Below are 16,935 nucleotides of genomic sequence, written 5' to 3'. Positions count from 1 at the left end.
ATTTAACCTTACCGCCGTCTCCGGATTTTTACCAATACAAACCGCCTGTTAGCTCAGTTGTTGAGCATTATTGGCGGGCTAGACGGCCATGCGACGGTTCGAACGCCACATTGCTGCGCCAAGGGTTGATATCCAGACCACCGCGCCGGGTATAGCGGGCATAAACGCTCAATTGTTGCGGCTGGCAGAAACGCAGCAGATCGTTAAAGATCCGCTCAACGCACTGTTCATGGAATTCGTTGTGATGGCGGAACGAAACCAGATAGCGCAGCAGGGCTTCACGGTTGATCTGCGGACCGCGATAGCGGATTTGCACCGAGCCCCAATCGGGCTGGTTGGTGATCAGGCAGTTGGACTTCAGCAGATGGCTGACCAGCGTTTCCTCAACGATTTGGCTACCGGCTGCGCCTTCCAGGTAGCCCGTATCGAACTCGTAGTTATCAATGCTGATGTCTTGCTGGTCAAGGCATTCGCCCTCCAACCGGGCGATTGGGCTGCCTTCAAGCCGATCGACGCTGAACAGGCTCACGCTGACATCCCCTTGCGCGCAGGCGGCGAGATCGCGTTGTAGCGTAGAGCGCACCGCTTCCCAGTCTGGGAAGCGGGTTTGGTTAAAGCTGTTGAGATAGAGCTTGAAGCTTTTGGACTCGATCAGGTTGACGCTGTTGGCGTTCAGGCTGATTTCTCCCACCGCGACCTGCGGCAGTCCCTTGGCATTGAGCCAGGAAAGTTCATACAGCGTCCAGATATCGGCACCGTGGAACGGCAGGCTATCGGGATAAAGCCCCAGTGGCTCTCGGTTCATGCTGCGAGGAACCGCTTGTAACAGTGAGGCATCGTAGCAGTCACGGTATGCGGTTGGCTTGCCCAGCGTCAGTGCCGCCAGAGCCTGATGATCTTGATAGGAGGACATGAGCTGTCACCTTGGTGTGAGATAGGTACAATAGGCACCAGTTTACCGTATGCGAGAAAAAATATGGACCATGATGTATCGCACGCCCTGCGTGAATTTACCCAGCGCTATGTCGACGAATGGCAGCAGCAGTACGGCCATGCCCCGGCTAGCCAGGAACTGTACGGCGTGGCTTCCCCCTGTATTGTCGAAAATCGCGATGATACGGTGCTGTGGCTGCCGCAGCCTTTCACGCCAGCGGCCAGCCTGGAAAAGGTGGAGCAGGCGCTGGAACTGCAACTACAGCCGGATATCCACACCTTCTATACCCAACAATATGCCGGGGATATGAGTGCGCAGTTTGGCGAGCATCCGTTGACGCTATTGCAGGTCTGGAGTGAAGACGACTTTATTCGGCTGCAGGAGAATCTGATTGGGCATCTGGTGACGCAAAAACGCCTTAAGCTCTCGCCTACGTTATTCCTGGCGACCACAGAATCGGAAATGACGGTGGTGTCGCTGTGTAATGTCAGCGGCAACGTGCTGCTTGAGCAATTTGGTAGCAAAAAACGCACGCTATTAGCCGCCTGTTTAGAAGATTTTCTCGATGCTTTACGCCCCAGAGTTAATTAATCGACTAATTTACCTTTAGTGCGTGTGCGAGATCTCTTACAAAAGCTGTGAGAGATCGCTTTTAATTTTTAACTATATTTAACCTTTTTTTAATTATTAACTATATATATCAATTTGTTACGAGTTTTTGCTGGTGTAGGTTAAGTCTAATTTACTGTAATCCGTCCTACATGCCCTTGTGAACGGAAAGGAAATAAGCGATCTTATGTCTACCGGAAGGAAGCCGGATGGAGCAGGAAAGCGTCAGGATGATGCAGCTTCAGGAAGAAGAAAGGGATGCACTCAGGAAGAGTGGAAAGGATTGGTATCAGGATGATACACAGGATGTTTCAGGATTGAAACCAAGGACACCTCCAGGACGGAGATAGAGAGCCAACACAGGATTGTTGGTGGGTCAGGAAGGCCGAGGAACCGCGTCAGGACGATGCTATAGGATTTTGCGAAGGATTGTTTTGGTCAGGATGGCCGAAAGGAAAAGTTTTCAGGGATTGAGCAGGGAGCACACTTGTAGCGGGATTAGCTATAAAACGAACCGGGGGCACTGTTAACGCAGTGCCCCCAACTTTTTGTCTGGAGCAAAGCCAGACAGCAAATTCTGCCTGACTTCCCCCTCAAGGTTTACCCGATTGCCCCCAACGTATCGCCCGTGCTTTGTTTCTTCGGTAGCAGGAACAGCGTGGCGAAAATATCCAACAGGTAAATAGCGGCCAGCAGGCTGATCGCAGCGGTAAAGGAAACCTGAGTGACCAGCGCACCGATCACCAATGGCCCCAGCCCACCGACGCCACGGCCCAGGTTGAACAGGATATTCTGCGCCGTGGCGCGAGCCTGTACCGGGTAGGTGTCAGAAATCAGTGCGCCGTAGCCACCAATCATCCCGTTAACAAACACCCCCATCAGAGCACCCGCAAACAGCATCAGCATCGGATCGGTGAGTTGCGCATAGCTTATGACCATCACCACGGCGCCAACCTGATAAATGACAAAGATGATCCAACGGGGAAAGCGGTCGGCCAATACGCCGAACAGCCAGATACCGAAGGTCATGCCGATCACCGTGACTCCCGTCCAGACGCCGGATTTGGTCAGTGAGAAGCCAAAATTTTTGGCTAGATAGGTCGGCATCCAGATCATCAGCCCGTAATAGCCAAAGTTCTGCACCGAGCAGAGGATAAAGATCCCCAGGCTGGCCTTGCTGGTGGCGCGATCTTTAAATAGCAGCTTTAATCGTTGAGTAAAGGAGAGTTGCTGTTCGCTGGTTTTTTGCTGCGTAAACTCTTTAGGTTCGCCCATGGTTCGGCGAATAAGGAAGGAAACCAGCGCTGGCAGCAGGCCCACCAGGAACATGCCACGCCAGCCGATATAAGGCAGCAACAGCGGGGTGAGGAAGGCCGCGGCAAGTACACCGAGCTGCCAACCCATGCCCACATAAGCCGAGGCACGGTTACGCTTCTCAGCGGGCCAGGCTTCGGCGATCAACGCCATGCCAATACCGAATTCGCCACCCAGCCCAATCCCGGCAAGGGTGCGATAGGCCAGCAAGTCCCAGTAGCCGACGGCAACGGCGCACAGGCCGGTAAACAGCGAAAACATCAGGATAGTGATGGTCAGCACGCGGATGCGGCCAAAACGGTCGCTGAGATGGCCGAAGATCACGCCGCCAATCACTGCGCCGATCAATGTCCAGGTCACCAGCGAACCGGCTTGTGATGAGGTGAGACCCAGTTCAGTGGTGATTACCGGCAGCATAAAGCCGAGTATCAACAGATCGAAGCCGTCCATAGCATAACCGGTAACCGAAGCCAGCATGGCTTTACCGGGCGTAGCGTGATTTTTATTGAGTGATATTGCGGGCATGTCTTTTATCATGTGTGATTTTTGGGTGCGCGTATTGTGCCGTGCCAGGCGTGGCGCCACCAGATAAAATTGGGTGCTTTGGGCTTAAATGTTATGCTTTGCGGCTCTCAGCCATAGGCTGATTTTACATACCTATACCCTATAGATTTCAAGTTGTCGCCTAGCCACAGCTTGAAAGATGACGGGGATAAATTGTTCGGGAATGTCGATGAGTATATCCAACCAGGTTCGCCACAATTTACAGGCGATTGAACAGTCCATGCGGGATCTGGCGCTGTGGCAGTTGACGCCGCCGGAAGCCGAGGCTTTTGCCAGCACGGAACCTTTTTGCATCGACAGCATGCAGGCCGAAGAATGGTTGCAGTGGATACTGTTGCCAAGGATGCACGCGCTGCTCGATGCCAATGCGCCACTACCAACGCGTTTTGCCATCACCCCCTATTTTGAAGAAGCGCTAAAGGATAAACAGCCGAACTGCCTGCCGCTGCTGTTGCTGCTACAACAGCTGGATTCACTGCTCAATATCGAGCTGTAATCGCGCTGTAAGTTAGACCTGCATGTTCGATCTGTATATGAGACCTGTATGTTCGACCGTAGGGGCGCAGCATGCTGCGCCCGCTTAGCCTCTCTGTTGTGGGCTTTACCAGCAATTTCCGATTTATGCGTAGCAATGCGCAATTCACGCGGTATGGCTAAAATAGAGTTTCCACCACCGTGTGGAACTAGTGGATAATGTGCACATTACCGCGAGTCACCAGGGAGGGTTTCGCTTGCTCAGACAAAATATATTCGGTTGGTCGGGGATCGCGCTAGGCGGTTTGGCGCTGTTATTGGCGATGGTGCATTTCTATGCCGGGCCATTTGCCCCTCAGCAGACATTGGAAAGCCTCGTTGCGGGCAAAGCGGTGGCTATCAAAGAATCACTGCTGGCCTCATTGGCTGGCCATCAAATCCCCGAAAAGGTCTCGCGGCCTCATTATGATGTGGATCGGATATTGAAGATCGTCACTGCCGTATTGGCGGTGGGGGCCGTGGTCTTGGGCGCTATTGCTGGGGCGTGTAAGGAAAACCCGCGCGCGGTTTCTGCTGCGGTCATGCTCGGTATTGGTACGCTGGCTTTTCAAATTGCCATGTTTGCTTTTGGCGTGATCATGACCATTCTTCTTATTGTATTGGTGTTGTCACTGATTTCTGGAATTGGTGCAGGCTGTTAGCTGCTTAGGTTCCTCCGTCGGGAACCTTGTCTCTGGGTGTCTTTCAAGGATTAATAAGGTGCTGCAATCATGGATTTGCTGAAGTTTATCCTCCGTTTGCCTTTTACGTTGATAAAAGGCCTGTTCCGCCTGTTGGCCGTGATTTTTGGCCTGTTGGGGCGGCTGTTCAAGCCGGTGGTGGGCAACCTGAACTGGAATGCACCTGCCTGGTGGGCAGCGGTATCTGGCGGTGTGAAGCGTGGCTTCCTGCGGCTGGAAGGCGGGGTAGACAAATATCCCAAAGCCATTAGCCTGTCGTTGCTGGTGCTGTTGTGCGCCGCGGGTGGTGCCTTCTACGGATGGCACTGGTGGCTGAATCGGCCACAGCCGATTGAACCGGCACCGATGGTGTATCAGGAAACCAGCGTGCGGGTATCCGATCCTGAGCCGGTTAACTATGCCGTGCAGAAATCTGCGCCGCAGCAGGTCACCCTCACCTTTAGAAACTCCGTGGCACCCTTGACCGATGCCGGCAAGGCCGTGGAAAAAGGTATCTCCATCAGCCCGGCCCTTGAAGGGCAGTGGAAATGGAATAATGCCTGGACCCTGGTCTTCACGCCGAAAAACCCATTGCCGATGGGCAGCAAATATGAGGTTAAGCTCGAGCCCGCCGTGTTGCTGGCCCCGCAGATTAAACTCGCCAATACCAACTACAGCTTTAGTGCCCCGGCTTTTGACTATCAACTTGGGCAAGCTGAGTATTTTCAAGACCCACAAGATCCGCAAAAGCGCAGCGCTATCTTCAACGTCAAATTCAATGCGCCAGTGGACGTGGCCAGCTTTGAAAAGCAGATCGCCATGGGGTTGATCGAAGCCAACGCCAAATCTGAGAAGAAACTCAATTTTTCCCTGGTCTACGATGCCAAGAAGCTGAACGCCTGGGTGCATTCTGAACCGCTGAAAGCGCTGGATCACGGTGGTAAAGTGCATCTGGTACTGGGCAAGGGCATCAAGTCGGTGGTGTCTGCCAATGAAATCTCTCAATCGAAAGACAGCTGGGTGTCGGTGCCAACTCTGTATAGCCTCACGGTGAAGGATGCTAGCGCCCAGGTGGTCGATAGCGATGGCAGCAAAGGCCAGCGTGCGCTGATCGTCGCCTTCAGCGACGCGATCAAAGACAAAGATGCCGGGCGTGCGGTCAAGGCCTGGCTGTTGCCGCAGCATAATCCTAACGATTCCGAAGCCAGTAACGAACCGGACGATTTTTATCAGTGGGGCGGGACCGAGAGCATCGAAAACAGCGTAATGGCCCAGTCTACGCCGCTGACGCTGACCCTGAATGAAGCGGAAGAGACCTATCAACCGCAGTTCAGCTTCAAGTTTGACGCACCGGCTCACCGCTTTATGCTGCTGGAAATCACTAACCTGATGACCTCTTCGGGCGGCTATAAAATGCCGGAGAAGGTCTACCGTATCGTCGAAGTACCAGACTTCCCGAAAACCTTGCAGTTTATGTCACAGGGTTCTCTGCTGTCGGTGAATGGTGACAAGCAAATCAGCGTGGCGGCGCGTAACGTGCCCGGCCTGCGTCTCGATATCAAGCGGGTGATCCCAAGCCAGCTGCAACATATCGTCTCATTCAAAAGCAGCGAATACTCTTCGGCCCAGTTCAACCAGCTTAACGATGAATATTTTACCGAACACTTTAAATATCAAACGGTCATCAACAACGATCAACCGGGTGAAGTGAGCTATAAGGGCATCGATCTCTCACGTTACCTGTCCACCAGCACGGATTCCCATCGCGGCGTGTTCCTGCTGACGCTGTCGGAATGGCAGCCAGAAAAGAAAAAGACGCAGGCCGCAGAGGATGAAGGCGATCAGGGCGAGCAAGAAGGGGATGATTCACCTAGCGTGGGGGATTCGCGCTTTGTTGTCGTAACCGATCTGGGCATCATTGCCAAACGTTCACAGGATAAAACGCGTGATGTGTTTGTCCAATCTATCCACAGCGGTGCGCCAGTCGGTAACGCCAAGGTTTCGGTGATCGCCAAAAACGGCGTGACGCTGCTTAGCCAGGTGACCGATGCCAATGGGCACGTGCGTTTCCCATCGTTGGACGTGTATACCAACGAACGCGAGCCAGTGATGTTCCTGGTGGAAAAAGAGGGCGATGTCTCCTTCTTGCCGACCACCCGCTACAACGACCGCGGGCTGGATTTCTCCCGCTTTGATATTGAAGGCGAAGAAACTCCGATCGATCCACGCACCCTGAGCAGTTACCTGTTCTCCGATCGTGGCGTGTACCGTCCGGGCGATACCTTCAATATTGGTCTGATTACCCGTGCGGCCGATTGGGGCGTTGCCCTGGCTGGCGTACCAGTGCGTGCCGAGATCCGCGATCCGCGTGACAAACTTATGACGACGGTGCCGCTGACTCTCGGTGGCAGCGGTTTCAATGAGTTGAGTTACACCACAGATGAGAACTCGCCAACGGGTGAGTGGAACGTCTACCTGTATCTGATTGGCAAAAATAACGACACTTCGACCTTGCTCGGCCATACCGCGGTCAACGTGAAAGAGTTTGAGCCAGACCAACTGAAGGTGAAGCTGGAGTTGACGCCGAACCGGCAGCAAGGGTGGGTAAAACCTTCTGAGCTGCAGGCGAACATCGATGTGCAGAACCTGTTTGGCACACCTGCTCAGGATCGCCGAGTTACCTCGAAGCTGACGCTGCGCCCGATGTACCCAAGCTTTGATCGCTTCCCGGATTACGCCTTCTTTGAGAACCGCCAGAATAGCGACGGTTTTGAAACTGAATTGGAAGACCGCACTACCAACGAGCAGGGCGTGGCGAACATTCCGCTGGACCTGAAGTCCTATGCCGATGCCACCTATCAGCTGCAACTGCTGTCGGAAGCCTTTGTGGCCGGCGGTGGACGTTCCGTTGCCGCCACCGCTCGTGTATTGGTATCGCCGTATGACTATCTGGTGGGCGTGAAGCCAGACGGTGATTTAGGCTACATCAACCGGGGTTCGGCGCGAAATCTGAACGTGATTGCCGTCGATCCTGCTCTGAAACAGATTGCGCTCGCCGATCTGAAGCAGGTGTTGATCGAGCAGAAATACATCTCGGTGCTGACCAAGCAGGATTCTGGCGTTTATAAATACCAGTCGAAAATGAAAGAGGTGCAGTTGTCCGAGCAGCCGTTGGCGCTGAGCGAGCAGGGCACCGATCTGACCTTGGCAACCGACACCCCGGGTGACTTCGTCCTGGTGATCGAAGATGCACAGGGCAAGGTGCTCAACCGTATCGCCTATAGCGTGGCGGGCAATGCCAACCTCAGCCGTTCGCTGGATCGCAATGCCGAACTGAAGCTGAAACTGAATCAGGCGGAATATCAGCCGGGTGAAGAAATTGAAGTGGCGATCAACGCGCCTTATACCGGCAGCGGTTTGATCACCATCGAAAAAGACCGTGTCTATGCCTGGCAGTGGTTCCACACCGACACTACCAGCTCGGTGCAGAAAATCCGGGTTCCGGCCGGGATGGAAGGCAACGGTTATATCAACGTGCAGTTTGTGCGCGACGTGAACTCCAGCGAGATCTTTATGAGCCCGCTGAGCTATGGCGTCATGCCGTTTAAAATCAGCACCAAAGCCCGGCAAAACGGCCTGGAAATAGTAACACCTGAGGTAATTAAGCCGGGTGAAAACCTGACGATGACGGTGAAAACCGATGGTCCTCAGCAGGTGGCACTGTTTGCCGTAGATGAAGGGATCTTGCAGGTAGCGCGTTACCGCCTGAAAGATCCGCTGGAGTACTTCTTCCGTAAGCGTGAGCTGAGCGTGGAAAGCTCGCAGATCCTCGATCTGATCCTGCCGGAATTCAGCAAGCTGATGGCGCTTTCGGCGGCACCGGGCGGTGATGCGGGTGAAGGGCTGGATCTCAACCTGAACCCGTTCAAGCGCAAGCGCGACAAGCCGGTGGCCTATTGGTCTGGTATTACCGAAGTCAACGGCGAGAAGCAGTTTACCTATCCAGTGCCGGATTACTTCAACGGCAAGATCCGCGTGATGGCCATTTCGGTTACGCCAAGCAAAATTGGCAAGGCCCAAACCTCCGCGACGGTACGTGACAACTTCATCATGACGCCGAACGTGCCTTACATGGTGGCTCCGGGGGATGAGTTTGATGTCAGCGTCGGGGTTAGCAATAATCTCGAAGGGTTGAACGGTAAATCTGTGGCGATCGCCGTGCAGTTGACGCCACCGCCGCAGTTGGAAGTGGTGGGTAAGGCCGAGCAAAGCCTGTCATTGGCGGAGAAGCGTGAAGGCGTGATCAACTTCCGCCTGCGTGCCAAGGCGGCACTGGGTGATGCTCCGCTGGTGTTTGATGCGCGTTATGGTGATAAAACCAGCCGCCGTACCATTAGCACCTCGGTACGTCCGGCAATGCCTTACCGTACCCAGACGGTGATGGGCCGCATGAGCGGCAGTAGCCAGAATATTGATAATCTGCGGCAGATGTTTGATGCCTATGCGCAGCGTAGCGCGGCGGTATCTCACTCCCCGTTGGTGCTGACCAACGGCCTGGCGCAGTATCTGGCGGATTATCCGTATTACTGTTCTGAGCAGATCGTCAGCCGTTCCATTCCGCTGATCATGCAAAGCCAGCATCCGGAAATGAAAAGCAGCCTGAGCCAGGCCGAAGTCAGCAAACAGCTGAAAAACCTGCTCGGCGTACTGCGTTCCCGCCAGAACGACAGCGGGGCCATTGGTGCCTGGCGTTCATCGCCGGAAACCGATCCTTTCGTCACGCCATACGTGGTGCAATACCTGCTGGAAGCCAAAGCGGCGGGTTATGCCTTGCCGGTAGGGATGCTGGAAGATGCCAACGGCGCGCTGCGTGAGCTGGCAGCCAACCGTTATGATGATATGTATCATCTGCGTCTGCGTACCTGGGCGGTCTACCTGCTGACCTTGCAGGGCGAAATTACCACCAACTCGCTGGCCTCGGTGCAGGATACGTTGCAGAAACTGTATCCAGACAGTTGGAAAACCGATCTGAGCGCCCTGTATCTGGCATCGTCTTACCGTCTGTTGAAAATGGACGATGAGGCTAATGCCTTGTTGCAGCCTAGCTGGAAGCAACTGAGCAAAGCCTATGACAAAGGCTGGTGGACGCAGAATTACTTCGATCCACTGGTGCAGGACGCAACGCGTCTGTATCTGATCGCTCGTCACTTCCCGGAGAAGGTCTCTTCCATCCCTCCGCAAGTGCTGGAGAACATGGTCAAGGCGTTGAAAGAAGAGCGCTACACCACCTATTCTTCGGCGATGAGTATCCTGGCGCTGGAAAGCTACTCGGCTCAGGTGGCGGCGCAGGCCAATGCCAGCGATTCGCTGACGATTGCGCAGCTCGGCAAGCAAGGTAACGTCGATCCGCAGGTGATTTCAGAGATGATAGGGCTGTTTGCCAAAGGCCAGTTTACCGCCGAGGCCAAGGCTATTCGCTTTACCAACAGCGCCGACGCTCCGGCCTGGTATGTGGTCACTCAGGCTGGTTACGATCTGGCTGCTCCACAGAAAGCCATTGCTCGCGGTTTGGAAATTACCCGTGATTACACCGATGAACAGGGTAAACCTGTCACTCAGGTGACGTTGGGGCAGAAGATCAACGTTCATCTGAAAATCCGCGCCAATTCGAAAGAAGGGCAGAGCAACCTGGCGATTGTCGATCTGCTGCCTGGCGGATTTGAAGTGGTGCAGCAAACGGCACCAGAGCCAGAATCGACCGGCGAAGACGGTGAAGCCAACGAGAATACGGACGCAGGGTGGCAGTCGCCACTGGCTGCCTCGGGTTCCACTTGGGCACCTGATTACAGCGATATCCGTGAAGACCGAGTGATCATCTATGGTAGCGCCAGCACCGACGTGCAGGAGTTTGTCTACCAGATTAAAGCGACCAACACCGGTAGCTTTGTGATCCCTCCGGCTTATGGTGAAGCCATGTACGATCGTGAAGTGCAGGCCATGTCTGCCAGTAGCGGTAAACTGGTGGTTGTACCGGCGGAAAGTCAATAAGCCATCGCGATGCCCCGCAGCGTTGAGCTGCGGGGTTCGTGGGTACCGAGACTCCATGACAATCCTTCCTGCATCTGCTGTGGCAAAACGCTGGCTGCAAAATATCTTGATGGCGGTATTTCTGCTGGCTCTGGGCCTGGTAGGTGCGCGGCTGTGGCCGCATCCTCCTCTTTCGCAGGGCGTGCCCTTCTCCACAGTTTACTACGATCGCCACGGGACGCTGATGCGCCTCACGTTAGCCAATGACGATCGCTATCGCCTGTGGACGCCGCTGGAAAAGATCTCGCCGCTGGCGGTGCAGGGTATTTTGCTGCATGAAGATCGCTGGTTCTATTACAACCCCGGATTTAACCCCGTCAGCCTGCTGCGTGGCTTTTGGCGCAGCTACGTAGCCGGTGGCAAAATGCAGGGCGGTTCGACCATCACCATGCAGTTGGCGCGCATGCATTGGCATCTGAATACCCGCACACCTGGTGGTAAACTGATGCAGGTACTGCGGGCCGTTCAGTTAGAACTCAGCTATTCCAAGCACGATATTCTGGAGGCCTATCTCAATTACGCCCCCTATGGCCGCAATATTGAAAGCATCGGTGCGGCCAGCCTGATCTATTTTGCCAAGGCACCGCAGGATCTCACCTTGCCGGAGGCGCTGACGCTCTCGGTGTTGCCGCAGTCACCCAGCTATCGTATCGACCCTAAAACCGGCGTGTTGGGGCAAGCCCTGACGCAGGCCCGTAACCGCCTGTTTCAACGCTGGCAAGGCGTGTATAGCACCGACAGCAGTCAGCGTGCCCTGTTTCAACTCCCTTTGGCACTGCGCCAGCCAGAACGGATGCCGTACATTGCTCCACACTTTATCGAACAGTTGCGCCAACAGACCCAGCAGTTAGTGCAGTTGGATACCCGTGTGGATACCACGTTGGATGCCGGGCTCCAGCGGCTGATCGAAAGGCAGGTGAACGCGTTTATCGTCCGTAACCATAGCCGGGGGATCCATAATGCCTCGGTGCTGTTGGTGGACAGCCGTGATATGGGGATAAGGGCGCTGGTGGGCTCTGCCGATTATTACAATCGCGAGATCCAGGGGCAGGTGAACGGGACCAATGCCAAGCGTTCCCCTGGCTCGACCCTCAAGCCCTTTATTTATGCCTTGGGGATGGAGCAGGGCGTGTTGCATCCGATGACCATCCTCAAGGACGTGCCTTCATCCTTTGGTGCCTATGCGCCAGAAAACTTTGACCGACGTTTCCTGGGGCCGGTAACGGCGACAGACGCGTTGAATTTCAGCCGTAATATTCCAGCGGTGTACGTGGCCTCCCAGCTACGGCAGCCGACGTTTTATCAATTTTTAAGCCTGTCCGGCATCGCCAACCTGGCCAGTGAAAACCATTATGGGCTGTCGTTGGTGTTGGGGGGCGGTGAAATCACAGCCCAGGAACTGGCGAAGCTGTATGCGCTGTTGGCCAACCGGGGCGCATTGCGCCCATTACGGATGCAAAAGAGTGATGCCTATCCGCCACCAATCCGTTTGATTAGTGAAGAAGCCAGCTTCACTACGCTGGATATGTTGCGTCAGCACCGCCGGCCTGGTGACACTTTGGCACAACGCTCGTCATCGCTGCCGGTCTATTGGAAAACCGGGACCTCCTGGGGCTTCCGCGATGCCTGGAGCGTCGGGATCTTCGGGCCTTACGTGCTGGTGGTATGGGAAGGGAATTTCGATAGCAGAGGCAACAATGTGTTTGTGGGGGCCGATGCGGCAGCCCCGCTATTTTTCAATATTATCGACAGCATTAACGCCAGCTATCCGGCCTTGCAGGAGCCGAAACATCCCTTCCCGAAACAGTTGAAGCGGGTGGATATTTGCCTGGCCAGCGGCAACCTGCCGACGCAATGGTGCCAGCAGAAAGGCAAAACCTGGTTTATCCCCGGCAAGTCGCCGATCAAGGTCGATACCGTCTATCGTCCGGTGGTGCTGGATATTAACAGCGGTGAGGTGGCCTGCCCGCCGTATGATGAAACACAAACCCGTACCGAAGTGTTTGAGTTCTGGCCTTCCGATCTGGCTAACGTGTTTGCGCAGGCTGGATTACCCAAGCGGGCTCCGCCGGTAAACCATTGCAAGGATAATGCGGTGGCGATCGGTGGCAGCCCGCCGCGCATTACCTCGCCGCTGAAAAATACCACCTATACCTTGCGGCAATCTCAACAGGGGCGTGACAAAATCTCCTTCAATGCGGTGACGGACGCGGACAGTAAAACGGTGTATTGGTTTGTCGATGATATTTATCTAGGCAGCAGTGCCAGTAAAACCGCCATCGATTGGCGGCCGGTCAACAATGGTCAGTATCGCATCCGGGCGGTGGACGATCATGGCCGGGCCGATAGCCGCCTGATCACCATTGAGTTGGTGAACTAAGATACCTCTCCCCTCACCCTAACCCTCTCCCACAGGGAGAGGGGACAGATCGAGCGAGTTTGAAATGGTAGTGACTTACCTTGGATAAAGAAGGTTATTGAGTTTGCTTCTACTTCCAAAACAGCTTTAGAGTTTGCTTGAGATTATCGCTTTACTTGCAAAAGAGCAGGGCCCATCAGCTCGCTATCCTTGCGAAAGAGGGTTGGGATGAGGGGGCGTAAATGCCCGCTTTCTGCGCCATCGTCTGCAAATGACCAAAAACATTACCAACGCGTAAGCCGTTATGCTCATACTCGTTGGTGATCCACGGCGTCAAATTACCCACCTGTTGCGCCGTCGCCAGCGAGAGCTTCAAATCGACATACATATCGCTGAAATAAATGGCGGCAAATACCGGTACCTGATTGTCGAGCAGGCGATCGCTGTCATACAGCGGTGACCACACGCGGCGATCGGCCAGCAGCTTAGCGGGCTCATTGAAGGGGCGCAGAGCGGCGATCTCGGTGAACATCCAGGGATAGATCATTTCCCCGGTCAGGTAGAGCGGGCGCCGATCCTCGGCGAAAGCATTGAAGTTGCCCCGTTGCCGCTCGGCGGCCCAGTTGGTGGCCTTATCCTGCGCGTAAATACTTTCATGCAGCGCGGCAAACAGAGGATTCTCCGCGTAACTGGTCAACGCCATCACCTGCGACAGGAAGGTGTCGCTGAATTCACCGTCTGGGTTAAAGGCTTCGTCAAACAGCCAAAGTAGCCGCTCGTAACCTTCACTCATGCCAAGATCGATCCCCAGGCTTTGCAGGCGGCGTACGGTCAGCCGGTCGCCATCGGGCAACAACACTTCTTCCTGCTCCAGCCTGTCGGCAATCTGGCCAAGCAGCGGCTCCAGATGTGGGTAACGCTGATAGAAGATGCGATTTTTGGCGATCACCTGCGGATAGGTATGAGCGTAGACTTCATCGGCATCGGGCTGCAGGCTGGCCAGGCCGCCGGTCATAAAGCAGCAGTGTAGGCCTTCTGGAGCCTGAGAAAGATAGGTCAGCGTGATAAAGCCGCCATAGCTTTGCCCTAGCGTGCTCCACCGGCGATCGCCAAAGCAGTTTTTACGCAGATATTCGGCATCGCTCACTATCGAGTCGGCGCGGAAGCAGGCCAGGTAATCTGCTGCCTGGTGGGCGGTTAGCCCGGCCAGACTTTTTCCTTCAATGCGGCTGCTGCGCCCGGTGCCACGCTGATCGAGCAGGATCACTCGATAACTTTTGAGGGCTTCGGCAATCCAACTGCTGCGTGCCGTAGGGCGTGGGCTTTTTCCTCCAGGACCACCTTGTAAAAACAGCAGGCAAGGGAGTTGTTCATCACGGCGTAACGGGTCAACCAACTCACGGGCAAAGATCTCAATGGTGCGGGTATCCTTGTTATCGAACCAATTCAGCGGGACCTGGACCAGGTGTTCACGTACCCAGATCGCTGGCAACAAATATTCTCGTTCAACGCTCATGTTTTTCTCTCCCTGTTATGGTGTTCTTTTTTTTCTGCCGGTTATTTTAATGCCATATCGGTGTTTACTTGGAGCGTTCAGATCTACTCTATTTTATCGATAAGCCACAATGGTCCAGAGTTTGAAGAGTGAACATCAGCGTAACAGGAGGAAGGAACTTAGCAAATGCATAAATGATTAAATTTTAGTCAATTCGTGTGAGAATGTGACTGAATAAGTATTCTTGACTGATGAATACAAAGTGAGGGCTGGTGGCGGGGAGCCACCAGTCAACATCGATCGGGCTCAGGCGTTATCTATGACGTCGGCAGCAAGGAACTCAAAGGGAGGGCTGGTTTTAAACTCAGCGGAAACCTCACCGGTAAAATCTGCCATCTCATCTTTACCCAGCGCCAGCTTTTTAACCGGAGCGCCAGCAGCAAAGTCGACCCGTTTCAGGTCTACCCAAAAAGTACTGCTGCCCAGTGCCGATTCAAAGTAGTACAGCTTGTTCTTTTGATCGGCCAAAGTGCGCCAGCGAGTGGAAGAAATATTGGGTTCTTCAGGGGTCGTGATGCCAAAGGGCACAGAAACATTGCGCATAACGCTCAGCACGCTAGAGGCTGCCAGCCTGGCCTGATGATATTTCGGGATAGCGTTGATATAAAACTGTGCGCGTACAAAACGGTCGGCAGCACGGTTTGTGCCAGGCAGCATGACGTTACCACCGATCCCTTGCCAGTACTTGGTGATGGCCAACTGCTGCTCGAAGGTAGGGGAATTGGTCAGGACCTGATAGTCGCGGCTATGGTGAATCACTAATTTGCCGTTAATGTATTCGAAAATGGCACTGTCCCCACTGGCATCGGACAACGACAAATGAAGGGAGGCCAAACGTTCCTGGCCAGGCACACCGCCGGTTACTACGATAAAGGGGGATTTTTCCAGTGCGTTAACCGCTTCTTGCACCGTGGCGAAGTTATCCAATGCATACTGTGCCCATGCTGCCAATGATAAGGTTGGCTGCTGGCCATCGAATGCCGGGTATTGAGATTCAACCAACCACAGCATATTGGCTACCAGGCCTTTTTCATTCATCCCATCGGTGGTTGCAACACCATAGGCGGAAGTCACGACGCTGCCGTATTTGGATGTCCATTTGATTGAGTTGCTGCCTGCATTACCACTGCGCTCCATTCCTTGTGGGAAAATCCACAGGTCAGAGTGCAACTGTTCTTTCCAGTCCATAGTGCGGCCGGTGATCACCAGGTTATCTTCGCCGTGGTAGACCGCGCGAGTACAGGCCATTGCCAACTGGGGTGAAAACAGAATGCCGCACATAGACAGTAAAAGGGGGGCTATCAAAAGCGTTATATTCCAATTCACTGTTATTTCTCCTTGCTACTTTTTGTACAGTGTAGGCACTACTGACCCGTGGGGCAAAAACGAGAGCGCCAAACGGGATTTTCGTTTCGTCATTATTTATGTTTGACGATAGAATCAATCAATTACCTATTTTCTCCCCCTGCAAACTGGCCAGCAGGCTGCAGCTTGCAGGGGCAAGGAGATAAAATGCATGATTAATCTATGGAAAAAATCACTCTATGAAGGTGTTGTACCAGGACGAACATCTGATCGCCGTTAACAAACCCTCAGGTTGGCTGGTGCATCGTAGCTGGCTGGACCGTCACGAAACGAGGTTTGTCATGCAAACCGTGCGTGATCAGATTGGCCAGCACGTATTTACCGTACACCGTTTGGATCGTCCTACTTCCGGCGTATTGCTGATGGCGTTGTCCAGCGACGTGGCTCGGTTATTGTCGCAACAGTTTGAACTGCATCAGGTACAGAAAACCTATCACGCGGTGGTGCGGGGCTATGTTTTAGAGGGTGGCACCGTTGACTATGCGCTGACGGAAGAGCTGGATAAGCTGGCGGATAAACATGCCACCCCGGACAAAGGTCCAAAACCGGCGGTAAGCCATTATCACCCCTTGGCAACGGTAGAGATGCCGGTGTCGATTGGCCGCTATGACACCTCGCGCTATAGCCTGGTTGAGCTGAAACCAGAGACTGGTCGTAAGCATCAGCTGCGCCGTCATATGGTGCATCTGCGCCATCCGATTATTGGTGATACCGCTCACGGCGATTTGCGGCAAAACCGTGGGATGGCCGAACATTTTGGTTGTTCACGCCTGATGCTGCACGCCAGCCATGTTCAACTTACTCATCCGGTGAGCGGCCAACCGCTGCATATTTCCGCGCCCTGGGAAGCGGATTGGCAAGGTGTCATGTCACAATTTGGCTGGCATAACGTGCTGCCAGAACTTGAGTTTCAGCAGGCTAGCGGTCAGGATAGCTAATCATTTTTTAACGGTCA

Annotated in this window: 10 protein-coding genes; 6 read left to right on the top strand and 4 right to left on the bottom strand. The window is 54.2% G+C overall.

From position 1 onward, the window contains the following. Positions 1–67: 67 nt before the first annotated feature. Positions 68–913, bottom strand: coding sequence for an NADPH-dependent 7-cyano-7-deazaguanine reductase QueF (gene queF / locus D9980_RS14615; RefSeq protein WP_121607677.1), 846 nt, complete (start codon positions 911–913; stop codon positions 68–70). 63 nt (positions 914–976) lie between these two features. Between queF and syd the strand changes: the two genes are divergently transcribed. Continuing rightward, the gene (gene syd, locus D9980_RS14610; RefSeq protein ID WP_121607676.1) at positions 977–1,525 is read left to right on the top strand and encodes a SecY-interacting protein; all 549 of its coding nucleotides are present in this window, start codon (positions 977–979) and stop codon (positions 1,523–1,525) included. Positions 1,526–2,143: 618 nt separating this feature from the next. Here the strand turns inward: syd and D9980_RS14605 are convergent. Further along, positions 2,144–3,382 carry an MFS transporter gene (locus tag D9980_RS14605; RefSeq protein WP_121607675.1) on the bottom strand — a complete coding sequence of 413 codons (1,239 nt, stop codon included), beginning with the start codon at positions 3,380–3,382 and terminating at the stop codon, positions 2,144–2,146. Between the two features lie 208 nt (positions 3,383–3,590). Between D9980_RS14605 and D9980_RS14600 the strand changes: the two genes are divergently transcribed. The 4 genes from D9980_RS14600 to pbpC all read left to right on the top strand — a co-directional run bounded on the left by D9980_RS14600 (position 3,591) and on the right by pbpC (position 13,081). Then, positions 3,591–3,917 carry a YqcC family protein gene (locus D9980_RS14600; RefSeq protein ID WP_024484306.1) on the top strand — a complete coding sequence of 109 codons (327 nt, stop codon included), beginning with the start codon at positions 3,591–3,593 and terminating at the stop codon, positions 3,915–3,917. A gap of 235 nt (positions 3,918–4,152) precedes the next feature. Continuing rightward, a complete protein-coding gene (locus tag D9980_RS14595) occupies positions 4,153–4,596 on the top strand; it encodes a hypothetical protein (protein ID WP_121607674.1) in 444 nt (147 codons plus the stop codon). A 69-nt stretch (positions 4,597–4,665) separates the two neighbouring features. Then, positions 4,666–10,662 (top strand): MG2 domain-containing protein, encoded by a 5,997-nt coding sequence (locus D9980_RS14590; protein WP_121607673.1) that lies wholly within the window; start codon positions 4,666–4,668, stop codon positions 10,660–10,662. A 55-nt stretch (positions 10,663–10,717) separates the two neighbouring features. Next, positions 10,718–13,081 carry a penicillin-binding protein 1C gene (gene pbpC / locus D9980_RS14585; protein WP_121607672.1) on the top strand — a complete coding sequence of 788 codons (2,364 nt, stop codon included), beginning with the start codon at positions 10,718–10,720 and terminating at the stop codon, positions 13,079–13,081. A gap of 175 nt (positions 13,082–13,256) precedes the next feature. On the opposite strand, the gene D9980_RS14580 is transcribed toward pbpC, so the two are convergent. Continuing rightward, the gene (locus D9980_RS14580; protein ID WP_121607671.1) at positions 13,257–14,576 is read right to left on the bottom strand and encodes an alpha/beta fold hydrolase; all 1,320 of its coding nucleotides are present in this window, start codon (positions 14,574–14,576) and stop codon (positions 13,257–13,259) included. A gap of 285 nt (positions 14,577–14,861) precedes the next feature. Continuing rightward, positions 14,862–15,896 (bottom strand): linear amide C-N hydrolase, encoded by a 1,035-nt coding sequence (locus D9980_RS14575; RefSeq protein ID WP_121607670.1) that lies wholly within the window; start codon positions 15,894–15,896, stop codon positions 14,862–14,864. 263 nt (positions 15,897–16,159) lie between these two features. Here D9980_RS14575 and truC point away from each other — a divergent pair, with 263 nt between their 5' ends. Next, a complete protein-coding gene (gene truC, locus D9980_RS14570; RefSeq protein WP_121607669.1) occupies positions 16,160–16,918 on the top strand; it encodes a tRNA pseudouridine(65) synthase TruC in 759 nt (252 codons plus the stop codon). Positions 16,919–16,935 lie beyond the last annotated feature (17 nt).

The sequence above is a fragment of the Serratia sp. 3ACOL1 genome (assembly GCF_003668775.1).
Classification (GTDB): Bacteria; Pseudomonadota; Gammaproteobacteria; order Enterobacterales; family Enterobacteriaceae; genus Chania; species Chania fonticola.
The sequence above is the reverse complement of the archived record's forward strand: the minus strand, read 5'-3'. Positions and strand labels throughout refer to the sequence as shown.